Source organism: Ruegeria sp. HKCCD7296 (assembly GCF_013110775.1).
In the GTDB taxonomy this organism is placed as follows: Bacteria; Pseudomonadota; Alphaproteobacteria; order Rhodobacterales; family Rhodobacteraceae; genus Ruegeria.
The window spans coordinates 209,284-233,943 of sequence record NZ_WVRF01000002.1 but is presented as its reverse complement, the minus strand read 5'-3'; the positions used below and the strand labels follow the sequence as shown (position 1 = coordinate 233,943).

General features: G+C 55.3%; 25 protein-coding genes. 11 read left to right on the top strand and 14 right to left on the bottom strand.

Annotated elements, in window-relative coordinates:
• Window positions 1–258 precede the first annotated feature (258 nt).
• Both GS632_RS03860 and GS632_RS03855 read left to right on the top strand, forming a co-directional pair.
• Complete coding sequence (locus GS632_RS03860) at window positions 259–627, top strand: group 1 truncated hemoglobin (protein ID WP_171174395.1); 369 nt, start codon at window positions 259–261, stop codon at window positions 625–627.
• A complete protein-coding gene (locus GS632_RS03855; RefSeq protein ID WP_171721378.1) occupies window positions 624–1,682 on the top strand; it encodes an adenylate/guanylate cyclase domain-containing protein in 1,059 nt (352 codons plus the stop codon). The genes GS632_RS03860 and GS632_RS03855 overlap by 4 nt, the downstream gene beginning before the upstream one ends.
• Window positions 1,683–1,688: 6 nt before the next feature.
• Here the strand turns inward: GS632_RS03855 and GS632_RS03850 are convergent, their stop codons facing one another.
• The 9 genes from GS632_RS03850 to guaA all read right to left on the bottom strand — a co-directional run bounded on the left by GS632_RS03850 (window position 1,689) and on the right by guaA (window position 11,224).
• Complete coding sequence (locus GS632_RS03850; protein ID WP_171174391.1) at window positions 1,689–2,303, bottom strand: TetR/AcrR family transcriptional regulator; 615 nt, start codon at window positions 2,301–2,303, stop codon at window positions 1,689–1,691.
• A gap of 104 nt (window positions 2,304–2,407) precedes the next feature.
• Entirely contained in the window at window positions 2,408–3,277 is an 870-nt protein-coding gene (gene ppk2, locus GS632_RS03845; protein WP_171234147.1) for a polyphosphate kinase 2, read from the bottom strand.
• Between the two features lie 49 nt (window positions 3,278–3,326).
• The gene (locus GS632_RS03840) at window positions 3,327–4,280 is read right to left on the bottom strand and encodes an alpha/beta fold hydrolase (RefSeq protein ID WP_171174387.1); all 954 of its coding nucleotides are present in this window, start codon (window positions 4,278–4,280) and stop codon (window positions 3,327–3,329) included.
• Window positions 4,270–5,187 (bottom strand): homoserine O-succinyltransferase, encoded by a 918-nt coding sequence (gene metA / locus GS632_RS03835; RefSeq protein WP_171237479.1) that lies wholly within the window; start codon window positions 5,185–5,187, stop codon window positions 4,270–4,272. Before metA ends, GS632_RS03840 begins: the two co-directional genes overlap by 11 nt.
• A gap of 36 nt (window positions 5,188–5,223) precedes the next feature.
• Window positions 5,224–6,096 (bottom strand): ATPase, encoded by an 873-nt coding sequence (locus GS632_RS03830; protein WP_171234150.1) that lies wholly within the window; start codon window positions 6,094–6,096, stop codon window positions 5,224–5,226.
• Between the two features lie 52 nt (window positions 6,097–6,148).
• Window positions 6,149–7,045, bottom strand: a complete 897-nt coding sequence (locus GS632_RS03825; protein ID WP_171721379.1) for a DMT family transporter — start codon at window positions 7,043–7,045, stop codon at window positions 6,149–6,151.
• 100 nt (window positions 7,046–7,145) lie between these two features.
• Window positions 7,146–8,309, bottom strand: a complete 1,164-nt coding sequence (locus GS632_RS03820) for an OmpP1/FadL family transporter (RefSeq protein ID WP_171174378.1) — start codon at window positions 8,307–8,309, stop codon at window positions 7,146–7,148.
• Window positions 8,310–8,436: 127 nt separating this feature from the next.
• The gene (locus tag GS632_RS03815) at window positions 8,437–9,300 is read right to left on the bottom strand and encodes a DMT family transporter (RefSeq protein ID WP_171237583.1); all 864 of its coding nucleotides are present in this window, start codon (window positions 9,298–9,300) and stop codon (window positions 8,437–8,439) included.
• A gap of 364 nt (window positions 9,301–9,664) precedes the next feature.
• Complete coding sequence (gene guaA / locus GS632_RS03810) at window positions 9,665–11,224, bottom strand: glutamine-hydrolyzing GMP synthase (RefSeq protein WP_171237481.1); 1,560 nt, start codon at window positions 11,222–11,224, stop codon at window positions 9,665–9,667.
• A gap of 158 nt (window positions 11,225–11,382) precedes the next feature.
• Between guaA and GS632_RS03805 the strand changes: the two genes are divergently transcribed.
• Together GS632_RS03805 and GS632_RS03800 are read left to right on the top strand one after the other, a co-directional pair.
• Window positions 11,383–12,078 (top strand): MgtC/SapB family protein, encoded by a 696-nt coding sequence (locus tag GS632_RS03805; protein ID WP_171089683.1) that lies wholly within the window; start codon window positions 11,383–11,385, stop codon window positions 12,076–12,078.
• Window positions 12,079–12,215: 137 nt separating this feature from the next.
• Entirely contained in the window at window positions 12,216–13,760 is a 1,545-nt protein-coding gene (locus GS632_RS03800; RefSeq protein ID WP_171721380.1) for a trimethylamine methyltransferase family protein, read from the top strand.
• On the opposite strand, the gene GS632_RS03795 is transcribed toward GS632_RS03800, so the two are convergent.
• Window positions 13,761–14,060, bottom strand: a complete 300-nt coding sequence (locus tag GS632_RS03795; RefSeq protein WP_171174369.1) for a DUF6477 family protein — start codon at window positions 14,058–14,060, stop codon at window positions 13,761–13,763. It lies immediately after the preceding gene.
• A gap of 241 nt (window positions 14,061–14,301) precedes the next feature.
• Here GS632_RS03795 and GS632_RS03790 point away from each other — a divergent pair, with 241 nt between their 5' ends.
• Complete coding sequence (locus GS632_RS03790) at window positions 14,302–15,384, top strand: DUF6456 domain-containing protein (RefSeq protein ID WP_171721381.1); 1,083 nt, start codon at window positions 14,302–14,304, stop codon at window positions 15,382–15,384.
• A 60-nt stretch (window positions 15,385–15,444) separates the two neighbouring features.
• On the opposite strand, the gene GS632_RS03785 is transcribed toward GS632_RS03790, so the two are convergent.
• Entirely contained in the window at window positions 15,445–15,993 is a 549-nt protein-coding gene (locus GS632_RS03785; RefSeq protein WP_171237484.1) for a peroxiredoxin, read from the bottom strand.
• Between the two features lie 261 nt (window positions 15,994–16,254).
• Here GS632_RS03785 and lipA point away from each other — a divergent pair, with 261 nt between their 5' ends.
• Both lipA and GS632_RS03775 read left to right on the top strand, forming a co-directional pair.
• Window positions 16,255–17,205: a lipoyl synthase gene (gene lipA, locus GS632_RS03780; RefSeq protein WP_171174363.1), complete on the top strand. Its 951-nt coding sequence runs from the start codon at window positions 16,255–16,257 to the stop codon at window positions 17,203–17,205.
• Window positions 17,202–18,359, top strand: coding sequence for an amidohydrolase (locus GS632_RS03775; protein WP_171237485.1), 1,158 nt, complete (start codon window positions 17,202–17,204; stop codon window positions 18,357–18,359). Before lipA ends, GS632_RS03775 begins: the two co-directional genes overlap by 4 nt.
• 6 nt (window positions 18,360–18,365) lie before the next feature.
• Here the strand turns inward: GS632_RS03775 and GS632_RS03770 are convergent, their stop codons facing one another.
• Together GS632_RS03770 and hpt are read right to left on the bottom strand one after the other, a co-directional pair.
• The gene (locus GS632_RS03770) at window positions 18,366–18,722 is read right to left on the bottom strand and encodes a hypothetical protein (protein WP_171174359.1); all 357 of its coding nucleotides are present in this window, start codon (window positions 18,720–18,722) and stop codon (window positions 18,366–18,368) included.
• A 123-nt stretch (window positions 18,723–18,845) separates the two neighbouring features.
• Complete coding sequence (hpt, locus tag GS632_RS03765) at window positions 18,846–19,385, bottom strand: hypoxanthine phosphoribosyltransferase (RefSeq protein ID WP_171234158.1); 540 nt, start codon at window positions 19,383–19,385, stop codon at window positions 18,846–18,848.
• Window positions 19,386–19,457: 72 nt separating this feature from the next.
• Here hpt and GS632_RS03760 point away from each other — a divergent pair, with 72 nt between their 5' ends.
• Both GS632_RS03760 and GS632_RS03755 read left to right on the top strand, forming a co-directional pair.
• Complete coding sequence (locus GS632_RS03760) at window positions 19,458–19,904, top strand: type II toxin-antitoxin system RatA family toxin (RefSeq protein WP_171174355.1); 447 nt, start codon at window positions 19,458–19,460, stop codon at window positions 19,902–19,904.
• Between the two features lie 37 nt (window positions 19,905–19,941).
• Window positions 19,942–21,234, top strand: a complete 1,293-nt coding sequence (locus tag GS632_RS03755; protein ID WP_171721382.1) for an MmgE/PrpD family protein — start codon at window positions 19,942–19,944, stop codon at window positions 21,232–21,234.
• Here the strand turns inward: GS632_RS03755 and pyrC are convergent.
• Window positions 21,231–22,268 carry a dihydroorotase gene (pyrC, locus tag GS632_RS03750; protein WP_171237487.1) on the bottom strand — a complete coding sequence of 346 codons (1,038 nt, stop codon included), beginning with the start codon at window positions 22,266–22,268 and terminating at the stop codon, window positions 21,231–21,233. The two genes, GS632_RS03755 and pyrC, sit on opposite strands and share 4 nt — an antisense overlap.
• A gap of 161 nt (window positions 22,269–22,429) precedes the next feature.
• On the opposite strand from pyrC, the gene GS632_RS03745 reads away from it, so the two are divergent.
• Together GS632_RS03745 and GS632_RS03740 are read left to right on the top strand one after the other, a co-directional pair.
• Window positions 22,430–23,338, top strand: coding sequence for a MoxR family ATPase (locus GS632_RS03745; RefSeq protein WP_171174349.1), 909 nt, complete (start codon window positions 22,430–22,432; stop codon window positions 23,336–23,338).
• A gap of 58 nt (window positions 23,339–23,396) precedes the next feature.
• Complete coding sequence (locus GS632_RS03740) at window positions 23,397–24,656, top strand: VWA domain-containing protein (protein ID WP_171174347.1); 1,260 nt, start codon at window positions 23,397–23,399, stop codon at window positions 24,654–24,656.
• The last annotated feature ends 4 nt before the right edge of the window (window positions 24,657–24,660 follow it).

Here is a 24,660-nt window from a genome sequence, read left to right as displayed (position 1 = left end):
GTTTCACTGTTGGCAAACTTCGAAACTTTCGTGATGAACGAACGGGTGGGAGCGGTCATTAAATCTCGGCGCTTGCGTTTGCTAAATCTGCTGCATTGATCCCTTGAAGTTGTTCACCCGCTGAAACCTGTGGCGGTTCTGGTTTGTATTCCCCAAAAGTTCTCCGTCGGCCGGATCGGGTAGATCATAAACGTTAACAAAAATATCAAATTGATATAGACTTGTGGTGTTATTGATCAGTAACGCGCGGGTATTCGTGTGGCACAGACACTTTATGAAAAGTATGGCGGCTTCAAAACAATCAGCCGCGTAGTAATGACCTTCTATGAGATGGCATTGGATTCTGACGAAATCGGCCATTACTTCGAAGACATCGATATGCCCCGTCTGATCGACCATCAGACGAAGTTTGTGTCTTCGTTAATCGGCGGTCCTGCATCCTTCAACGACGACAGAATTGAAGCTGTTCATCGGCATCTGAACATCTCGCACGATGAATTCGACGTCATGGCGGAACTGTTCGGCGATGCGCTGAGCGTTCATGGCATGTCGGACAATGACATCAAAACAGCGCTGGCTGCAATTGAGGGCAAACGGTCCATCATCGTCGTCCGGACAGCGGCATGAGCATACTGGCAATCAATGAGCAACTGTTGCGTGCCATTGGTGTTGGTGTCGCCGTGGTTCGTGCCTCGGATCTGGAGTTTGTGTTTCACAACGGACCTTTCGCGGAATGGTTTGGGGTACCAGAAGAAGGCAATATGCTTACAGACATTCTGCCGGACCTCGACTCCAAAGAGCTGGAGGATGTCAAACAATCTGGCCTTAGGTATTCCGTCGAACTTCAGATCAAACCAAAACGCCGAACGTTGATCTTTGCGGTGGCAGTGTCTCTGGCCAATGGTCTTTCTGAACAGGTGCTGATTGTCGAATGTCAAAACATCACGCGCATTCGCGAGTTGGAAAGCATGATCGACAGCTATTCCACTATGGTCGAGCGCAATACCCGAGAACTTGAGCGCGAAAAGGAGAGGGTGGAGCGTCTGTTGCTGAACCTGATGCCAAAAGCTGTGTATGAAGAATTTAAGACCTTTGGTGTCGTGACACCGCAGCTGTACCAGCAGGTATCGGTGGTCATGCTGGATTTTGTCGGGTTCACCGATTTTGCTGCCAAAACGGATCCGACCGTGACCCTTAGTGAGCTGAACGATATTTTCACAGCCTTTGACCGCATCGTCGAGCAATTCGGGTGCGAGCGGATAAAGACAATTGGTGACGCTTATCTGGCGGTGTCCGGCATGCCTGACCCAACCCCGGATCACGCCACGGCCGTTGCACATTGTGCCGTACGTTTTCTGCGTTATCTGGAGCGCCGGAACGAAAGCCACCCGCATAAATGGCAGGCCAGGATCGGTTTGGGGATGGGGGCTGCGGTCGGATCGGTCGTCGGTATTCAAAAATATGTCTATGACGTTTTTGGTCCGGCTGTGAATATTGCTTCCCGCTTGCAAGTATTTGCCAACCCGATGAATATCGTGGCCCCGGAAGAGATGAAATATGCGCTGATCGACGAATTTCAGGTTTCTGACCTTGGGTGTGTCGACATCAAGGGTATCGGCGAGATGGACCTGATCAATGTGACCTCAGGTCTGAGCATGCCACAGGGCAACAGGTTGCTCTGACCTGTTTCAGTCGTCCTGCGGAATGAGGCCAAGACCGCGCAGGTAAATGCCAATTCCACTTTCCAACAATTCTTCGGGTGGGAAAGGTGAAGTCGCGCCCGTGTTGCGCGCGAACAGTTCAACAACACCGTGGCTCATCGCCCAGATATGAGCGCTGAACATTGATGCAGGTGGGCGTTTTTCTGGCGGAATATGTTGAGACAGGTCCGCCGCTGCTTTTTCCAAAACCGATTTGGCGCGATTGGCCGCCAGCGAGAGCTCGGTCGTCCGGTTTAAGGAAATCCCACTCTCGAACATGGCGATGTAATGGCCGGGGTTCTTGCGGGCAAAGGCCAGATAGGCGCGTCCGGTTGCCTCGAATGCCGCCAGCGCTGACGGTTGCCCCTTGTCATAGGCATATTGCATGAGGTCAGCGAACATCTCGAACCCTTGCCGCGCGGCCTCGGCAATCAGGTCCTCGCGCCCCTGAAAATGGCGATATACAGCTGCGGGCGTCACTCCGGCGGTTTTTGCGGCTTCGGACAGAGTGAAACCGGTCGGGCCTTTTACTTCGATCAGGGACAAGGCGGCCTCGACCAAAGCCTGTTTCAGGTTCCCGTGGTGATAACCGCGTTTCGTCATCCAGCCCTCAGTTGTTTTGATTCAGTGTTAAAAAGCAAAGAGATAGCGCATACATGTGCGACCGTCCAACCTTTGCCACCATATGGACGCGATGAAACGAGGGTTTATGCATCCCAAATATCCGGGCCACCGCAAATCTTTGGATCAATCCTTCCGATGCTCTTTTTGTCTTTCTCATCATAGTCCAACGCGTGCAGCACGGTGCGAATGGCAGCGAGACGTGCGCGTTTTTTGTCGTCTGAACGCACAATCGTCCAAGGGCATACATCGGTGTGCGATCTGGTCAGCGTTTCCGAGATCGACTGTGTATACTCATCCCACTTGTTCAGGCCCGCCACATCAATCGGGCTAAGCTTCCACTGTTTGAGCGGGTCTGTTTCACGTGCCAAAAAACGGTTCAGCTGCTCAGCGCGCCCGACATTGAGCCAGAACTTGAAAAGTTGAATGCCGTCATTCACCAGACCCATTTCCAGCGGCAAAACCTGACGGAAAAACCGCTCACGTTCCTCCTGTGTACAAAACCCGAAAACATTCTCGACGACACCCCGGTTGTACCAGCTTCGGTCAAAGAACACGATTTCGCCCGCAGCAGGCAGGTGAGAGATATAACGCTGAAAATACCATTGGCTGCGTTCCGCGTCTGAAGGTTTGGCAAGTGCTACGTTGCGCGCGCCGCGCGGGTTCAGGTTTTCACGGAACCGTTTGATGGTGCCACCTTTGCCGGCGGCGTCACGACCTTCAAAGATGATCGCCACCCGCTGGTCGGTTTCTTTCACCCAGGACTGCATCTTGACCAGCTCAATCTGGAGAAGATCCATCTGATCGTCATAGTCCTTGGTCTTCATTTTCTCGCGATAGGGGTAAGAGACGTTCAGAATATCCCCTTTTCCTGATTTTTTGATTTCTTCCCGCACCGCTTTGGGAGCGTCTTTTTGATAATATCTTTCGATTGAACCTTTTTCGGACCGGGCCATATGTCACCTCGCGATAAAATCCATATCTTACTATGGATTAGAGCCCTGACTAACGCAAACCTGCGCGCTGTGCCGCACGATCTATTGCGGCTGCAACTTCCGGGGCGGCGACCACCTGTGGCATATGTCCGATCCCGGGCAACTCGATAAGTTCGGCCCCGGGGATCTGGTCGATCAGGCGTTCTGAATGCCATTCAAGACCAACCGTATCGTCAGCGGTTCCGTGGATGATTTCCGTCGGTACGGAAATCTCGCTATATCTTGGCTGTAGGCGTGTGATCTCATCCAACAGATTGGCGCGCTGTTTGGCGTTTGCGTGCATCGAACCCTGCCGGATCGTTAGCCCGGGACCGAAGTGTTCGGCATATCCCTTGGGCGCTGATTGCGGTGCAAACACTTTGTCCAGCGCTTGGGTGACATACCAGTCGGGTATGAACGAGCTGATCAGGGGCAGGGCCAGCGCATTGCCTGCGGTGGTTGAGGCCAGCCGGTTGAACCCATCCAAAGGTGTTTCCCACGGGATAGCAGCGGGGGCGATCAGAACAAGGGCCGAGATGTTATCAGGACGCGTCACAGCCCAGGCAAGCGAGACCGACCCGCCATAGCTTTGGCCTGCAACGATGGGTTTATCCGCCCCAAGCTGAGCCGCTGCACGTTGCAGAATATCTGCTTGTTCGATGATAGTTTCACCGTTGGGGTTAAAGCTTTCAGAATAACCCAGACCAGGACGATCAAACACGATGACACGGAAGTTCTGCGCCAGAATGGGGGCCAGCGCGAAGGTCATGTCACGTGTGTTCCCGCTGGATCCGTGGATCAGAACGACATCCGGGCCTTCTCCCATGACAACGGCATGAACGGCGATGCCGTCGACATCCAGGAAATGACCTTCTGGCGGAAAGGCTGCCTCGGCCATCGCCTCATTCCTGGCGCTGCGCCAAGCGGTCAAAACGGCCAGGCCTAAAACGATAAGACCAATGGATATCAAAGCTTTACTTGCCAATTTCACTCATATCAAAAGGTGTGGACTGATAGATCTCGTTGATCCAGTTGCCATACAGCAGATGCGCATGGCTGCGCCATCGGTTCTGTGGCGTCTTAGAAGGGTCATCATCCGGGTAGTAGTTGACCGGCACGTTGATTGGCGTGCCATTGGCAACGTCCCGGTCATATTCCTGTTTCAACGTATCGCTGTCATATTCGAAATGGTTGAAGATATAGAGTGCACGGTGCTCGGGATCTTCGACCAGACAAGGGCCCACGTCATCGCTACCCAGAAGAGTATTCAGACCAGAGGCGCGATCAATTTCATCTTGTTTCATTTCCGTCCAGCGGCTGACCGGGATCACACAATCATCCGAGAACCCACGCAAGAACGGCGAGGCCGGGTTCAGGTTCCGGTGGCGGAAACAACCAAAGGCCTTGGCATCCAGCATGTGTTTACGCACGCCGTGGAAATGGTTGATCATCGCCATACCGCCCCAGCAGACACCAAAGGTGGAATGAACATTCGTTTGCGTCCATTCGAAGACCTTGCTGATCTCTTCCCAATAGGTGACGTCGCCAAATTCCAGATGCTCGATCGGCGCACCCGTAATGATCAGACCGTCAAACTTCTGGTCTTTGACCTCCTGAAAGGGGTGGTAAAACTCCGACATGTGTTCTGCCGCAGTGTTCCTGGTACGATGTTCCGTCATGCGGATCAGGGACAGGTCGATCTGCAAGGGCGTCGCACCAATCAGGCGGGCGAACTGGTTTTCCGTCTGGATTTTCTTGGGCATCAGATTCAACAACCCGATGCGCAAAGGTCGAATGTCCTGACGCATGGCCTGATCTTCATCCATGACCATGACGCCTTCTTTCGTCAGGACGTCAAAAGCAGGAAGATCAGATGGGATTTTGATGGGCATGTGTCAGACTTCGAAGAGAATAAGGAAAACTGCTAGTTAGGCGTTCTTGGGCTCGGTCTCAAGGGTGCGCTCGATCAACTCATCGAAATCAGCCGCATCGCGGATCTTACCAATGTCATCTGCGGCAATCGTCACGCCCCAGTTTTTGGCCATCGCCTCATAGCGAGGCTGTCGGTGCGCCAGAGCCTGTGCATAGGTCCAGCGGACAAAATCATCGGGGTTTACATCGGATTCTGCGCACCCTTTTTGATCCAGATACTCGGCCCATGTGCGGGTCAGAAAGTCGGCTTGATAAGACATGGGTTTGGGTGCTTTATCGAACCGGCGTACCAATTCGGTTGTGTGTCCTTCATCACCCTTCAGCCAGATCATAAGAGTGTGACGGGACAGCTCTGACAAGATCTGATCCTTGGGGTCTTCGGGGTCGACCCATTCGCAGATCGAACCGCCCGTATCACAAATAAAATGCGGGTATTCATACAAACGTTCAGCACGATCGATGAAATACTCGGTGTCAAGAAGGGCGTGAATTTCAGCCAGGCGGAACTGTTCCTGTCTGCGACGATACTCTGGCATCTCAAGACCACCGAGAGCCGGATTGCCTGGTTTGCCAAGATAGGTGGCAACTGGGGTCAGGTTTTCGAACGAAATGTTCGAGCCGATAAAGATCGAATCCGACAACAGCAGTTCTCGTAGAAACGGAACCTTCATAGCCTCGGCCTTGGCGTTGTCGGTGATGTATTCGCCCATGTATCGTGTGCCGATCCGGTAATCGATCGAATAGTGGAACCAGTTCCCAGAATCCCTGAGGATGTTAGAGACATAGGTCTTGCCCAGGCCAGACATGCCAAAGAACAGCACTTTCTTGCGGCGGGCGGTGCGCCAGTCTTCGGCGGAGGTGTAAATCATGGTGAGCTGTCGTCCCTATTTTTGCCTTTGCTAAATCGGGCAACGGACGACGTCAATCACGACGGCCAGAGCGATTGAGTACCAAAAGACCCGTGGCAAGAATGCCAAAGCCCAAATAGGCATTGGGGGGCAGGGCTTCACCGCGCAGTAATGACCCCAGAACGATGGCGACAGGGGGAATAACCAGTGTCACCAACATCAGATTGCCACTGCCGGCCATGGCCAGAACACGGTAGTACAGCAGATAGGCCCCGGCGGTTGCAACGATCGCATAATATGCGATGGCAGCCCAGGTGACGGCTGGCAAAACCAGACTTGGCCAGCCGTCGATCATAAGTGTCAGCGGAAGGACCAAAATGGTCGATCCCGTCAACATGCCAGCCGCAGCAACGATCGGTGGAAGGTCGGACAGAGCGTATCGGGCCCACGCGGCCGCAAAGGCGTACGAAACTGTTCCTGCCAGTACCGCAAGCTGCGCTGTGCTTTGCAGGCTGAACCCAATGAAGTTTTGAATCCCGATGGCAATCGTGACGCCGATAAAGCCTAGACATACGCCAAACAGACGCGACCTTGTCAGGCGTTCATCGCGAAAAAACAGTGCTGCAACCAGCACTCCAAAAACGGCGGTTGTTGCGTTCAGAATCGCGGTCAATCCGGTGTCGATGTAGAGCTGCCCCCAAGCCATGAGACTGAAGGGGATGGCATTGTTGAGCAGCGCCATGATCAGAAACGCACCCCAAACCCGAGGCGCACGCGGCACTTTGTGCCCTTGGGCCCATACGACAAGCCAAAGCACCAGCATGGCCCAAAAGGTGCGATGCAGAACGGACGTCATGACTGGAATCGTGTCCAGCGCGATTCGGATCGAGACAAAGGACGCGCCCCAAATGATTCCTAGCAGCACGAGTTCGGCCCAGGCGTGGGGTGAGAGGTGTTTTTGAGCATTCATGGCGTCACTGTCTCATCCAGGGGCTCATACCGCGACCCGGTTCTTGCGAAAAAGCCCCGCTGAAACAGCGGGGCTTTGACATGTTCTGAGATGGTGGCGATCAGTTCAGAGCGTATGTGATCTGGAACCCAACACTCCAGGCGCTGTTGCCTGTGAATGTTGCGCGCGCACCGGGACCAGCGCCGTCTGCTGTTGCGTCGCCAATATCCGTATAGCGAATGCCGCCAGAAATCTGTGCATTCTCAAGAGAGTAGGTACCGCCTACGCCGATGCTCCAGAAACCATCGGTCGGACCGAGGTTTGAAACCGGGGTACCTTGAGACGACTCGTAGCCAAGAGTCACAGCGCCGGAGAACTCTTCCGAGAACTGGTAGCCCAGTCCCAGTGAGTAGGTGAAGGTGGCATCGTCATAGTCAACAAGGTTGCTGGTCGGTGGATAGTTTGGCGGGTTGTAAACCAGCTGTGGCCAGTCGACCCAACGTACCGATCCGAACAGCAAGGTTTTGGGGGCAACACCTGTCTGGAAGTCCAGATTGATGGACTGGGGCGTTTCAATTTCGCTGTTGGTGTTGAAGGTTGCAACCGTTCCCGGAGGAATTGGGGGAATTGGCGGTGGGTTCAGAGATTCTGTCTGCGAAAGATCATGGCTGATCTTCGAGTTGTAGGTCAGCGAGACGCGGGCCGCGATCTCAGGCTTTTCCCAGGCTACACCTATTACGTACCCAAATGCTGTGTCAGCGTTCGTGTCTACGTTATAGCCCGCAGCAAGTGGTACGGTGACTGACGCTTTTACGCGCTGCGCACGAATGCCGCCGATGGCACTAAAGCCTCCGTCGAACTTATAGCGCAACAATGCGGTGATCGCATCCGTGTCCGCCGTTGCCCTCAGAACGTCCGACCGACCACCGGGAATTGGGTTGATCGACAGTGGATAATTAGCTGCATATTGGATGTCAGCGCCAAAAGGCTGATCATACATGATCGCGAAATCAAGCTGTTCGGTCAGCGCCGCCTTGTAGCCCAGGTGCGGCGTAAAAAAGTCGTTCGCCACCTCGCCAGAGTCTTGAGGTTGACCAATGTTTGGACCTGCTAATGCAGGCATTGTTCCGGTCACGCTTGGATTGGTATATCCAAGACGGAACTGCACGACCGAGCCTTCTTCGAAAATCAAATTGATCCCCTGACCGCTTCGGTCAAGGCCACCTGCATGGGCTGTCGCGGCCCCAACGCACAGCGCGCAGGTTGTGAGCAATGTTCTTTTCATTCTGTCCTCCCTGTAGGTCTCCTGCGGGTTTTATTGGCGACTGTAGTGAGTGAATAGATCGCCTGCCCGTTGTATTCCGCACGATACTTTCTTTTTGGTTACTTTAAGGTCAACTGGTGACGGAGCGTTACTTGGTTCGACTCATGTTTGAAGTTGTTGCCAAATTGCTACGATTTTCAGACCAGGTATTTAAAAAGATGCCAGAGAAAATGACCGCAGCACCGATCAGAACCCAATGGTCGATGGGTTCGTGATATAGGATCATGCCAACGACCGCTATCGTGGGAAGCCGGGCAAAGTCGAATGGAATGACGACGGTGGCCGGGGCAATGGCCAGCGCATTGGTGATGCAGAAATGGGCCAGCAATCCGGCCAACCCTACAAGTACAAGGTAAGGGGCCGTGGTTGCGTTCGGCAGTGAAACCTGACCATCGAAACCCGCCGCTACAGCCCCCAATACAGCCTGCATGGCCGTTAACCAGAAAACGATGCACCCAATGCTGGCGAATCGTGTGAGTTTCTTGGTGGTGATCGTTGTAAAGGCAAAGAAAATCGCCGACAGCGCCGCGGTGACAAGGCCGGGGCTCAGCGGTGCCGAGCCGGGTCGGGTGACGATCAGAACACCTGCAAATCCGATAAGCGCTGCTACAATCTTAAGCGGGGTCAGGCGTTCTTTGAGAAACAGAGGGGACAGCAGAATGACCCAGAGGGGTTGCGTAAATTCCAGCGCAAAGACCTGCGCCAACGGGGCCACCGCAAGCGCATAGAACCACAGGTTTTGTCCTGTGAAATGCAGTGTGTTGCGTATGGCGTGCAATCGCAAGCGTTCCGTTGAAACCTGCGTCCAGTTGTCTGTGACTGTTAAAACGACAGCCACGGTAAAGAAACCCACGATGCTGCGGTACATCATGATCTCGAAAGTGTCGTGGGTCAGGCTCAACTCGCGCCCGGCAACGGCCATGGATGAAAAAGAAGCAATGGCACCGGTCATCCAGAGTGCAGCTTGAAGTGTTTTTGCTTGTGGCTGTGTCACGATAAATCTGCTGATCCGGGTGCGCCTACACAGCACTCTTAGGCATTCCGAATGTCAACGGGTCAATGGTCGTTTAGGTATGGAAATGCCCAAATGCGCTACAATAAAAACAATACCGCCGGGCGACAGCAGATAAATGGCATAACTTACAGAGTTTACGCGATTTTCCAAAACCCGATCTACTGCGCATCGGCTCTGGTTGCAGGCGCATTCGATTTGCAGAACGTGGATCAAAGCGACCAACGTATCTGCAAATCCGAATTTCCCAACACTATTGGTCCTGAGTGTTGAGTAGAAAACGCCCGTGCTCAATGTGGCAGGTTTACTCCCACTCGATCGTTCCCGGCGGTTTCGATGTGATGTCATAGGTGCATCGGTTGATGCCTTTGACCTCGTTTATGATCCGTGTGGCGGTTTCGCCCAGGAACTCGTGGCTGAACGGATAGTAGTCAGCGGTCATACCGTCGACTGAGGTGACGGCCCGCAGCGCACAGGCATAGTCATAGGTACGACCGTCGCCCATGACACCCACGGTGCGGACAGGCAGGATGGCGACAAACGCCTGCCAGATTTCGTCATACAAGCCATGCTTGCGAATCTGGTCGATATAAACGGCATCGGCCTCGCGCAGAATTTCCAGCTTCTCACGGGTGATCTCGCCGGGGCAGCGGATTGCCAAGCCCGGTCCGGGGAAGGGGTGGCGGCCGATGAAGCTCTGCGGCAGTCCGAGTTCACGGCCCAGTGCGCGAACTTCGTCCTTGAAGAGTTCACGCAGCGGTTCGACCAGTTTCAAACCCATCTTTTCCGGCAGGCCACCCACGTTGTGGTGCGACTTGATGGTCACCGAAGGCCCACCCGAGAAGGACACCGATTCGATGACATCCGGATAGAGCGTACCCTGAGCCAGGAATTCAGCACCCTCGATGGTGTCGGCGTGTTTCTGGAACACGTCGATGAACAGCTTGCCGATGATCTTGCGCTTGGTTTCCGGATCGCTTTGACCTTCGAGTTCACCCAAGAACAACTCGGTTTCGTCTGCATGGATCAGCTGAATATTATAGTTGTCGCGGAACATGCCCACGACCTCTTCGGCCTCGTTTTTACGTAGCAAACCGTGGTCCACGAAGACACATGTCAGCTGATCCCCGATGGCTTCGTGGATCAGGATCGCCGCGACCGAGCTGTCGACCCCGCCGGACAGACCGCAGATGACCTTCTTGTCGCCGACCTGTTCGCGTATTTTGCGGATCATCTCTTCGCGATAGGCACCCATGGTCCAGTCGCCCTTGAAACCCGCCAGCTTGACGAAATTCTCGTACAGTTTAGCACCTTTGGGCGTGTGATGGACCTCGGGGTGGAATTGCACTGCATAGAAGTGGCGCGATGCGTCAGCCGTGATCGCGTAAGGCGCGTTGGGCGAGGTGCCAAAGACCTCAAACCCGGGCGCGATTTCACTGACGTGATCGCCGTGGCTCATCCAGACCTGCTCATCCCCATCGACGAACCAGCCGTCCAGAACATCCAAGGTGTTTTCAGGGGTGACAAAAGCCCGACCAAATTCAGCAGTGCCGTGGCCGCTTTCCACCTTGCCGCCCAGTTGATGCATCATCACTTGCTGGCCATAACAGATGCCCAGAATTGGTACGCCATAATTGAAAATCTCTTGCGGTGCGCGGGGCGAACCTTCGCGTGTCACGCTGTCGGGACCACCCGAGAAGATCACGGCGCGCGGGGCCATTTCCCGCACGAAATCCATCGTGACGTTCTGATATGGGTGGATTTCGCAGTAGACATTCAGCTCACGTAGGCGGCGGGCAATGAGCTGCGTCACCTGGCTGCCGAAGTCGATGATCAGAAGGCGGTCATGGGATGTCTGGGTCATGCCTGCGCCTTAGGGCAAGCCCGCTCAATTCGCAAGGGCGACATCCAATTCCTGTGGATTTTCAGGACCGGAAAAAAGCCAATTGTAAAAGTTTTGTAACAAAAATATGACAACCGGATGGAATCCTAGTCTGGATTCGTCTGGATAAGGATCATGAATTGCCGATTTCGATAGAAATTGCTGCGTTGAATCTGGCGCTGGCGTTGTTTTGCGGCGCATTGATCGGGTCGGAACGGCAAGTCCGACAGAGGATGGCGGGTTTGCGCACAAACGCACTGGTGGCCCTGAGCGCTGCGGCCTTTGTTGTGTTTTCTGCGCTGTTTCCGGATGAAGTCAGCCCAACCCGAGTGGCGGCACAGGTCGTATCCGGTATTGGATTTTTAGGGGCTGGGATCATCTTTCGTCACGGCTTCACGATCCACGGTCTGAATACGGCCGCAACCTTATGGTGTTCGGCGGCGGTTGGAATGATGGCGGGGACGGGGGCTTGGCTGTTCGCTTTGATGATGACGGGCTTCGTCATTTTCGTGAACCTGGGTCTCAGGCCATTGGTAAAATGGCTCAAGCGTACAACGCGGGCCGGGGTTCCGTTGACGCAAGAATTCAAGATTCTGCTGCAATGCAAGGAAGAGACGCAGGCCGATGCGCGTGTCGCGGTTTTGAAGGCTCTGGCCCAAAATGACATTCGAATCGTGGGGTTCGAAAAAGGAGACAGCGCAGACGGGTCGCAAACAATCGCGGTTTTGGTTTCGATGGAAGACCACCCCGAAGAGCTTCAGCACAAGGTGGTTGCGCCACTTATGCTGGAACCGAGTATCGAGAGTATTGAGTGGGATAGTGTTTCGGAAGCCTGATGAACTTTGACGTGATGTTCACCGCCAAGTAGGGTGGCAATGTCGCTTTTCCCCCTAGAGCGCCGCAATCCCGATGCCTGCGATTCGGTAAACCTGTATCTAAAGCTTCAATCTAACCAACCAGACGGGATTTTCTCATGGCAGAGGCAAACACCCGGCGCAGGGCAAGAGGTGGCGGTGGCGCCGCCCGCCGAGCCGAGCGCACCGCAGTCAGAATAGAGACCGCGAAATACATCGAACGTAACATTCCGAATTTCGAGGTCCTTAATGAAGAGGCGCTTGAAATCATCGAAAACAACGCGGAAACCGTGTTGGAAGAGATCGGTGTTAACTTCGTCGACAACCCCGCTGCGATTGAACGTTGGCGTGAAGTCGGTGCCGATGTTGATGGGGAACGTGTTCGCATCCCGCGCGGCCTTGCGCGCGAGTTGATCAAGACTGCTCCAAGCCAGTTCACACAGCACGCCCGCAACCCCGAGAAATCGGTGGTTATCGGCGGTCGCAACATGGTTCTTGCTCCGGTCTACGGACCTCCGTTTGTGCGCGATGCGCAAGGCGGCCGTCGTTATGCGACCATGGACGACTTCAATAAGTTCGTGAAACTGGCCTATATGTCCAAATGGTTGCATCACTCGGGCGGTACCGTATGCGAACCAACCGACATTCCGGTGAACAAGCGCCACCTGGACATGCTGAAGGCGCATATGACGCTGTCTGACAAACCCTTCATGGGCTCGGTGACCGACCCCAGCCGGGCTCAGGACTCGGTCGAAATGTGCGAGATCCTGTTCGGTAAGGAGTTCGTGCAGGAAAACACAGTGATGACTTCGCTGACCAACATCAACTCACCGATGACCTTCGACGACGTGATGATGGGCTCGCTTGAGGTATATGCCCGCAACAACCAGGCGTGCATCATCTCGCCCTTTATCGTGGGCGGTGCGATGGCTCCGGTTTCGGTTGCCGGTACCCTGACGCAGGTTTTGGCCGAGGTTATGACAGGTGTGGCTTACAGCCAAATTGTCCGTCCAGGCGCACCTGCAATCTTTGGCGCATTTGTCTCGTCGATCGACATGAACTCGGGCGCGCCCACCTTTGGCACGCCTGAAGCAGCCCACATCACCTATGGTGCAGGCCAGTTGGCGCGTCGCCTGAACCTGCCATACCGGTCGTCGGGCTCGTTCTGCGGGTCGAAGCTGCCGGACGCTCAGGCCGCTTATGAAACAGCAAACTCGCTTAACATGGGCCTGTTGTCTGGTGTGAATTTCATGTTGCATTCCTGCGGCTGGCTGGAAGGCGGTCTGGTGGCCGACTTCGAGAAGTTCGTCATGGATGCAGATCAATTGGGCGTTCTGCATTCGCTGGCCAAAGGTGTCGCATATGATGACAACGCGCAGGCCATGGACGCGATCCGCGAAGTCGGCCCAGGCGGTCACTATCTTGGCTGTGCCCACACCCAGGCGAACTTCAAGGACGCCTTCTGGAAATCCGAACTGCTGGACTACAAACCTTATGAAACCTGGCAGGAAGAGGGCGCACGGGATACGCGCACGCTGGCAACTGCGCGGGTCGAACATTTGCTGGCCAATTACCAGCAACCGCAGATGGACCCGGATACAGCTGCGGCGTTGGAAGCCTATATTGCTGAGAAAAAAGCTTCCATGCCGGATGCATTCGCCTGATTACTGAAAAGCGTGGGCGCGGCTGGCTTGATACAGCTGCGCCTCACCCAACAATGCAATAAGCAAGTCCAGATGACGCACCAGTGAATAGGCAGCGTCGTCGTCTTTGCGTTGTGCATTCACTTCCTTTTCCATCTCTATCAAACGAAGCAGCGCCTGACCTGAACCCGGCAGCGAACCGTATCCCAAGATGCGTTGCAGATGTCGGTCCCGATTGTAATCCTGCGCCCCGAATTTGGCGGCCCGCGTCAGCATACGTGGACGGCGAAGGGTTGTGATCATCGTCATCAGGTCCTGCATGTGGTGTATCCCTTTTCGTGAAGAATTCTGGGGGCTTTGTGGCACAACCTAAGCGGGTGTTGCCTGAGTATCAGTCTGGCCGAACGATGGTTTCACGACTGTTTATCTTTTTGAATCAAATCTGGTTCGTGCCTTGGGCGGTTAACGAACGAGTAACGAATGGACCTCTAGTTAGAATTGGTTAACCCGCATTCCGAGGGCGAAAAGTGACAGTTTGTTTTGTCGACGAGGGCAAATAAAGATGGAAAACAACATGGCTTTCACCATTCCGGCATGGGTTCCAGAAGGGGCACAACGATACCTTGCCCATACCGAAACCGGCCGCTCGATCCGCGACATTGCGCGGTCAGCCGGATGCCATGCTTCAACGATCCTCAGGCAAATTCGGCGCATTGAGATGCGTCGCGATGATCCGTTGGTGGATGCGGCTTTGCAATCGCTTGCAGAAACGCATTTTTCGGTGTCGTGTGAGGGCGGCAGGTCCTTTGCTGAGCAAGACGAGGCGGCAAAGGAAGGGGAGTTCGAAAACGAAGCCCTACGCATCCTGCGACGTCTGAGCGAGGCCGGATCTGTGCTTGCAGTGGCTGAGGAAATGGACAAGGCCGTTGTTGTCCGCGACACGGGCGATAACGCGGCAACCAGAACAGCGGTTGTCGATTGTAAAATCGCGCAGGCACTGGCTTTGAAAGACTGGATTGCCTGCGACAATCCGGGGCGTATCTCGCGATATCGGATCACGACGGCGGGGCGAACAGCGCTGAGCCACTTGATTGCGCAGGCAGAGAATAAAGCCCGGTCCGGGACAGAACCGGGCTTTGCCGAAGCGCAAAGCGGGTTTCAGACCAAACCGCTCGGTAGTTCCGCGCAGGGCGTCAGTCGCATTCGCTATAGCGCCACGGAAAGCCCCTTGACTGCGTTGGCCCGGCGCAGGGACAGGGACGGAAAACCGTTTCTGGACGACACGCTTGTCAAAGCGGGCGAACGTTTGCGCGAAGATTTTGAGTTGGCGCAAATCGGCCCTCAGGTCTCGCAGAATTGGGATCGTTTCCTGACGGCTGGGGGGCGAAATAATCACGACAGCGATGCGCATGGGGGGCGGGGCTTTTCAGATGCACGCGATCGTGTGGCACGCGCGTTGTCTGATCTGGGTCCAGGGCTAAGTGATGTTGCCTTGCGATGCTGTTGTTACCTTGAGGGGTTGGAGTTGGCAGAGAAACGTATGGGGTGGTCTGCCCGGTCCGGCAAAATTGTCCTGCGCATCGCCTTACAGCGGCTCAAACGGCATTACCTGGAACAAGCCGAACGCGACCGCATGATTGGTTGAGCGTCGTTGAAAACGCGAAAGGCCCGCCGAAAGCGGGCCTTTTCATATTCAAACAGCGGTTCAGGCCAGTTCCGGCTCGGCCGCCTTTTGCAGATGTTCCATTAGGTTTTCCGGCGACGAGACGCCGTAAGGATCTTCGGGGCAGTTGTCCATCAGGCCGGGCTCTTCGAACCAGGCCTCGACCACGCCGTCATTGACGATGGCGGCATAGCGCCACGAACGCATGCCGAAACCCAGATTGTCTTTGTCGACCAGCATGCCCATCTTGCGGGTGAACTCTGCCGAGCCGTCGGGGATGACTTTGACGTTTTGCAGACCCTGGTCCTGCGCCCATTTGTTCATAACGAAACTGTCGTTGACGGACATACAGTAAATCTCGCCAATTCCGTTGGCGGTGAAATCAGCAAAGCCTTTCTCGAATCCGGGCAGTTGGTAGGTCGAGCAGGTTGGTGTGAACGCGCCCGGCAGCGAGAACAGGATCACGCGCTTTCCAGCAAAAAAATCGGCGGTTGTCTTGTCTTCCCAGCGGAAGGGGTTCGACCCCTCGATGTTCTCGTCACGGACGCGGGTGTGAAAGGTCACGTCAGGCAGTTTTGCGCCAGATTTCATGTTCAAGCTCCTGTGATTCACTTGTGATTTTTTCGTGAGTTAAAACAGTTCTAAATCGCATTCAATCGGGGAAATGCTGCAGTCGCGAATTCTTTGGATGCGTGTTAGTTTTTGAAATATCGTATAAAAACCATTAGTGAGGTTGGTTTTGCTGCGGTTGCTTGGATACGGTGCATAGCGGCTATGCGTCGCTGGTGTAACGCTGGTAACAGGTTTATGTTATACGTAACAAAAGTTGACCCAAAGTCAGGACATCTGCCCGTGCGAGATCTCAAGATCCCAGAACAACGCCATCCGGAAAAAGCGCATCGTCCGGATAACACACAACCCAAAAAGCCAAACTGGATCAGGGTCAAGGCGCCGGGTGGCAAGGGCTATGCAGACACGCGAAAGATCATGCGTGACAACAATCTGGTGACGGTATGTGAAGAAGCGGGATGCCCCAATGTTGGCGAGTGCTGGAGCCAGGGTCACGCTACCATGATGATCATGGGCGAGATTTGTACTCGGGGCTGTACCTTCTGCAATATCGCGACCGGTCGTCCTGACGAACTCGATGCTTTTGAACCCGGTCGCGTGGCGCATGCGGTGGAAAAACTGGGGCTGAACCACGTTGTCATTACTTCGGTGGACCGCGACGACCTGAACGATGGCGGGGCTGAACATTTTGCTCAGACTATTCGCGCTGTGCGCCACCGTTCTCCCAAAACCACGATCGAGATTCTGACGCCGGACTTCCTGAAATGTGAGCCCGAGGTGCTTGAGATTGTGGTTCAGGCAAAACCGGACGTGTTCAACCACAACCTGGAAACCGTACCGGGCCTTTATCCCGAGGTGCGCCCGGGCGCTCGGTATTTCCATTCATTGCGTTTGTTGCAGCGTGTGAAAGAGCTGGATCCGTCGATCTTCACCAAATCCGGTATCATGGTCGGATTGGGCGAAGACGAACAGCAGGTCCGTCAGGTTATGGACGACATGCGCGCGGCGGATATCGACTTTTTGACCATCGGTCAGTACCTGCAACCGACCCCGAAACACCATGGTGTGGATCGTTTCGTTACGCCGGAAGAATTCGCTTCTTACGAAAAAGCGGCGTATGGCAAGGGCTTTCTGATGGTGTCGGCAACACCGTTGACCCGGTCATCGTACCACGCAGGTGATGATTTCGCCCGTCTGCGTGCTGCACGGCAAGAGAAGTTGCAGCAAGCGTGAGCCCGGAACTTTTTGCACGGCTCACCAGCCTGCGCCGCGAGCTGCACCAACATCCCGAGCTTTCGGGGCAGGAGGGTGAAACTGCTGCCCGGATCGCTGCTCTGTTGCGCAACGCCAAAGCTGATTATGTGTTAGCCGGAATCGGGGGCCACGGCGTGGCCGGTGTGTTTGAAAGCGGTCGTCCGGGGCCCACCGTGGGTATCCGATGTGAATTGGACGGGTTGCCGATTCAGGAAGTGTCTGACCTGCCTTATGCTTCAAAAACAAAAGGCAAAGGGCATCTTTGTGGACATGACGGCCATATGACGATGGTGCTGGGCGTGGCCGATGCTTTGAAATCCCAACGCCCGACATCTGGCCGCGTTGTTTTGATTTTCCAACCTGCGGAAGAGACCGGCCATGGGGCCATTGCGTTCCGGGCAGATCCCCAGTTTGGTGAGATTTCGCCTGATATCATACTGTCCCTTCATAACCTGCCGGGATTGGAGCTTGGCACCGTTGAACTTTGCACAGGCCCTGCAAATTGCGCCTCGCGCGGAATGCAGATTGTATTGACAGGCAAAACCTCGCACGCGGCCGCGCCTCAGGATGGGGTGTCACCTGCCGGTGCTCTGGCCAAACTGTTGCCGGCTTTGGCGGGGTTAGGGGCAGGCGGCGACCTGGATGATGACTATGCCCTGACCACGGTCACGCATGCCAAATTGGGTGAGCGCACAGTGGGTGTTGCGCCTGGGCGCGCTGATCTATGGGTGACATTACGAACAGTCTCAGACCGGCGGATGACGCGACTGATGACTGACGCCGAAGCGATGGTCCGTGAGACCGCGCAGGCCGAAGGTTTGTCGATCGAGATTACCTATGACGAGGTGTTCGAAGCCTGCGTCAATCACCCAGAAACGGTCTCAATCCTGAAGCAAGCCTGTGTTGATCAGGGCATTGCCTGCACGCTCGTGGAGCAGCCACAGCGATTTTCAGAAGATTTTGGCCAATTCGGCAAAAGCGCAAAAGCCGCGATGTTCTGGTTGGGATCGGGTCGGGATCACCCACAACTGCACAATCCGGACTATGATTTTCCAGATGCGTTGATACCCGCAGGTGTTGGGATCTTCCTTAACGCCATTTACGCTATTCTTGGAAGGCGATCGTCAGTTTGAATTCACTCAGTTGGCGAGATCACCAACGATTCCAATCGCTTCTATGACTGTCTTCGTGTCATCTGATATCGACAAAATCTCGTCGTCCACCCGAATATATCTTTGACCCGGGCCCAGTGGCTTGAGCTTCCAATTGTCGAGATCGTCAATGTAGTCAAATCGCAAGTCATCCGGCAACTTTTGGCCGCGCGTATATCTTTTGATTTGGCCGGGTGGCACCGCCTTGCCGTTTGACTTGATGGCTTTTTCCACCTTGTTTTTGTTGGCCCCTTGCCCTTTGCCTTTGTTGTCCTTTGCAGCCCCTGCACTGGCTAGGGCCACGATCGCCATAACAACACCAACTGTCGCGACAATACGCTTCATCAACAGACCTCCATTGTTTTAAGGAACACTAGAGGAAAAGACGAGCTTATGTCTATTTATATTCTGATAATGGAATGGCTTGTTCGGAATCCGCCCAGCAAGCGGTGAGTGATGGACAACCTATTAACCCGTAAACCGTACCTTGCCGATAAAGGGCAGGTTTCTGTTCCGCTGCGCGTAGTCGATGCCGTAACCGACTACAAATTCGTCTGGAATCTCGAATCCGATCCAGTCTGACCGGAAATCCACTTCACGACGACTGGGCTTGTCGAGCAGGGCGATTGACTTCAAGCGCGCAGGCTTGCGGCTTTGAAGCAGTTTTATGACGTGATTCAGCGTGTGACCGGTGTCAACAATATCCTCCACAACCAACACATCGCGTCCTTCAATAGCGCCGCGCAAATCTTTGAGAATTCGAACTTCTCGGCTGCTTTCCATCGAGTCTCCGTACGAGGATGCCTCAAGGAAATCTACCTCAATCGGCAAATCCAATTCACGTACCAGATCGGCGATGAAGACAAAACTGCCGCGCAACAAGCCCACGACAACCAGCTTGTCGGTGTTGCCGAATTCTGCTGTGATCTCGCGACAGAGTTCTTCAATTCTGGCAGCGATGGCCTTGGCCGAGATCATCTCATCTATCACATATGCGCGGTCAGTCATCGCAGCCCCCTTGATCTTTGGCGCGCAACATACGACATGACGCGCCATTGTCACCTGCAAATACCGGACGCCATGCCTATCCATTCGGAAACTCGTCACCTGCCATATACCGCCCAGCAGATGTATGATCTGGTGGCAGACGTGGCCAAGTATCCGCAGTTTCTGCCGTGGTGCGCTGCAGCTCGTATCCGCAAGACATATGCTGTGGGCGAGGCCGAAGTAATGGAGGCCGACCTTGTGATCTCGTTCAAAGTGTTCCGCGAACGTTTTGGCAGCCGGGTGACTCTGTTTGCAGACCAGAAGAAAATCGATACCGAATATCTGGATGGCCCCTTCAAATACATGAAGTCCGACTGGCAGTTCGAGGACGCACCGGATGGGGGCTGCAACGTCTCGTTCCATGTGGATTTCGAGTTCAAGAATGCGATTCTGCAGGGGATCATTGGCGTTGTGTTCAACGAAGCCATGCAACGGATCGTGCGCGCGTTCGAGGCGCGAGCCCAGGAACTCTACGGCTAGGTCTTTACGCGGCAAGGGCGCACGCTAGACTGCGCTCATGAAGGATTTCACAGCATCATTGGCCGCTTTTGCGGCAGGCCCGATTTCAACGACTTCGCAGGCGCGGATTGTCACATCACTGTCTGTTCTGGATTGGGTGGCTGTAGGACGTGCAGGTGCGACTGAACCTGTCTCATCCATCATTCGCAAGATGGTTTTGGACGAGGGTGGCAAGGCACAGGCCCATCTTTTTGGCGGCGACGCAGCGCCATTGCGCGGCGCAGCGCTTGTGAATGGCACCGTGTCTCATGCGCTGGATTATGACGACACGCATTTTGCTCATATCGGGCATCCGTCTGTGGCCATCTTGCCGGCAGCGCTTGCTTTGGCCGAGTGGGATGATCGTATACTAGTCGATTTGCTCGAGGCCGCTCTGGTCGGAATGGAGGCTTCGATCCGGGTCGGCCTGTGGTTGGGGCGGGGGCATTATCAGGTCGGGTTTCATCAGACAGCAACGTCCGGTGCATTTGGGGCCGCTGTCGCCGCAGGGCGATTGTTGGGCTTCGATATAAACCAGATGCGGTCCGTTCTGGGGCTTACAGCGACACGGGCTGCGGGGCTGAAGGCTCAGTTCGGGACGATGGGAAAGCCCTACAACGCAGGTCTTGCTGCCGCTGCTGGGATCGAAACTGCCTTGTTGGTGCATCACGGGTTTCGGGCCAATGCCGATGCGCTCGAAGGCCCGTTTGGATTTGGCGCAAACCATCAGGGCGCGTTGGATTTAAGCGCGCTGGAGGGTTTGGGTGATGAATGGTTGTTCGAAAGCGTCAGTCACAAATTCCATGCCTGTTGTCATGGCTTGCACGCCGCGCTGGAAGCGGCGCGTGAACTGGACATCGCCGAGCCTGAAGTGGCCGAGATCAAGATCAAAACCCATCCGCGCTGGATGAGTGTGTGCAATCAGCTAACACCTGCAACCGGGTTAGGGGCTAAATTCTCATATCGCACTGTCATCGCGATGCAGGCGCTGGGGTATGATACCGCTTTACCGGGCAGTTATACGGACAAGGTTTGCGCCGACCCACGCATTAAGTCATTGCGTGACCGCATCACGGTTGAAGCGGATGAAAGCTTGTCAGAAACGCAAGCCAAGTTGGCATTGTTGCGCCGCGATGGTATCCGCCGTGAAGCAACCCATGATCTGCTTACCCCTATGTCGTTGTCTGACCGCGAGGATCGCGTGCGCGCCAAAGCGGCCAAACTGATCGGAGCGGATAAGGCGGACGCGATCTGGTCGATGCTGCGCACCGGAGGTCGCGCCCGCGATCTGGCCGCCAAACTGTCGGGCTAGATCACGCGCCAGTGCAATGGGAAGCCGGGGTCAAAAACGGTAACGGGCCCGACTCCGGTTTCTATCTTGTCGGGGTATTCGACCGGTTCGCCCTTGGTCAGCGTAATGGTGCCTTCGTTCACGGGCAGTCGATAGAACGCGGGACCATTCAGCGACACAAAGCCTTCCAGTTTGTCCAAAGCACCTTCGCGGTCGAACATCTCAGCCACCAGTGACATGGTGTTGGTTGCCGTGAAGCAACCCGCGCAACCACATGCCATTTCCTTGTTGTCATCCGTATGCGGCGCGCTGTCGGTGCCAAGGAAATAACGCGGATCGCCCGAGGTCGCGGCTTTTAGAAGTTCCAGCCGGTGCTCTTCGCGTTTGGCGACGGGCAGGCAATAGTAATGCGGTTTGATTCCACCGACGAGAATATGGTTGCGGTTGATGATCAGGTGATGCGCCGTGATTGTCGCGCCCAGGTCTGCCTCATTGGCTTTAACATACTGAACACCGTCGCGGGTCGTGATATGCTCCATCACCACGCGAAGGCCCGGAGTCGCCTTTCGGATTGGGTCCAGAACGCGATCGATGAACACAGCCTCACGGTCGAAAATGTCGATCTCAGAATCCGTCACTTCACCATGCACGCAGAGCGGCAAGCCAATCTCAGCCATACGCTCAAGAACGGGGCGGACATTGTCGAAGTTCCGCACACCCGAATGCGAATTGGTTGTGGCCCCGGCAGGGTACAGCTTGACCGCTTTGACCAATCCGCTTGCATGAGCAGCAGCCAGATCGTCCGGGTCCGTATCCTCGGTCAGATAGAGGGTCATCAACGGCTCAAACGACATTCCGTCGGGCAGCGCGGCCATGATGCGGTCGCGATAAGCCGCGGCGTGCGCGCCGGTGACAACCGGGGGCACCAGATTGGGCATGATGATCGCACGGCCAAAATGGCGCGCGGTTTCGGGCAGAACGGCCTGCAGCATGGCGCCATCGCGCAAGTGCAAATGCCAGTCGTCGGGGCGGCGGATCGTGAGGGTATCGGTCATGGCTTTCCGCTAGCATAGCTGTTGAAAAAGACCAACCGCGACCGCGCTCATTGGCAAAAAAACTTGTCAACCAACCCGAACGTCGTAGCTGTGTCTTGGCGTGAGGTCTTGACGCACAGGTCTGTGCGTGAACTGTTTGAACGCTAAGGAGAGAGGGTTCCATGACGCAACCAAATTCAATTGACGCCGTGCAGCAGATGTTGGGAGCCCAGGGCTATGTATGCGGACGCGCCCTTGCGACGGTTGTTTTCCTGTCGCTGAAACTGGGCCGACCTTTGTTTCTGGAAGGTGAAGCGGGCGTTGGGAAAACCGAAATCGCCAAAGCCTTGGCCTCGGGTTTGAACCGTCGCCTGATCCGCTTGCAATGCTACGAAGGTCTGGACGCCTCTTCTGCCGTCTATGAATGGAACTTTCCCGCGCAGATGGTTGCGATCCGCACGGCTGAGGCGTCGGGCGGGGCGGATCGGGGTGCATTGCAGTCCGAACTGTTCTCAGACGAATACCTGATCGAACGCCCGTTGTTACAAGCCATGCGGCCAGACGAACATGGCGCGCCGGTCCTGCTGATTGACGAGCTGGACAGGACCGATGAACCTTTCGAAGCCTTCCTGCTAGAGGCTCTCAGTGATTTTCAGGTCACGATCCCAGAGTTGGGCACCGTTAAAGCACCAGAGCCGCCCGTTGTCATAGTCACGTCAAACCGCACGCGCGAGGTGCATGACGCCCTCAAACGCCGCTGCCTTTATCATTGGGTCGACTATCCCGATTTCGAGCGCGAGATCGAAATCCTGCACGCCCGCGCACCCGAAGCCGCGGATGCCCTCAGCCGGGAAGTTGTGGCCTTTGTTCAGCGTTTGCGCACCGAAGATTTGTTCAAGAAGCCCGGCGTGGCCGAGACAATCGACTGGGCCAAATGCCTGTTGGCGCTGGATGTGATGAACCTGAGCCCTGAGGTGATCGGCGACACGCTGGGAGCAATCCTGAAATACCAGGACGACATCCAGAAACTACAGGGGTCCGAGGCGAAGCGCATTCTGGACGAGGCTAAGGCCACCCTCGAACCGGCCTGATGCTTCACCTTTTCCCAAATACTCCGGGGGTATGGGGGCAGAGCCCCCATGGGTGCTGATGGCAGAACAACTCCCGCTGGAAATACCGGACAACCCGAAGCTGGCCCAGAATATCACGCACTTCGCCCGTGCTCTCAGAAAGGCTGGTTTGCCAATCGGTCCGGGGCGCGTGATTGATGCCATCAACGCTGTGCAGGCGGCAGGGTTTACCGAGAAACGGGACTTTTACTGGACGCTGCACGCCTGTTTCGTGAACCGCCCGGAACACCGCACGGTGTTTGCGCAAATCTTTCGAATGTACTGGCGCGATCCGCGATACATGGAACACATGATGGCCATGATGCTGCCCGCCATTCGCGGCGTTCAGGAAGAGCGCAAGGCCGATGCCGGTGAAAAACGCGCAGCCGAGGCGTTGCTGGATGGCGTCGAACAGGATCTGCCGGAACCCGTCATACAAGATGAGGGCGAAACCGAAATCGAGATTGACGCTACTCAGACAGCATCATCCGAAGAACGTTTGCGCAATCTCGATTTTGAGCAGATGAGCACGGCCGAAATCGCGCAAGCCAAACGCGTTTTGGCACGGATGACCCTGCCGGTTAAACCCATCGAGTCGCGCCGTGGGCAGGCCAGCCATCTTGGCCACCGTATCGACCGTGCCCGAACGTTGCGCGCGGCAATGCGACAAGGCGGCGAGCTGCGCACTATAGCCAGGCTTCAGCCCAAGCCGCGCTGGCCTAACCTTGTCGCGCTTTGTGATATTTCTGGATCCATGAGCCAATACAGCCGGATCATCCTTCATTTCCTACACACGGTGTCCAACGCCAAGGGGGCGGGGTGGGCCAAGGTTCACGCCTTCACATTTGGCACCCGTCTGACCAATATAACGCGCCATCTTCATCAAAGAGATGTGGACGCAGCGCTTGCCGCCGCTGGGTCCGAGGCGCAGGATTGGGAAGGAGGCACACGCATCGGCGACTGTTTGCACCAATTCAACCGCGACTGGTCCCGTCGTGTCATGGGGCAAGGGGCGGTGGTTCTGCTGATCACGGACGGTTTGGAACGGGGCGACCCGGAGATTTTGCAGAAAGAGATTGAACGCTTGCACCTGTCCGCAAGACGCTTGATCTGGCTCAATCCGTTGTTACGTTGGGATGGGTTCGCCCCGAAAGCACAGGGCGTTGCGGCAATGCTGCCACATGTGGACAGTTTCCGGGCAGGACATTCGATCGCCTCGCTCGAAGACCTGGCCGACGTGATCTCAGAACTCGACGACCAGGGTCAGAAAGCCCGGCTGATGGCCGCGCTTTCCGGTTAGGCAC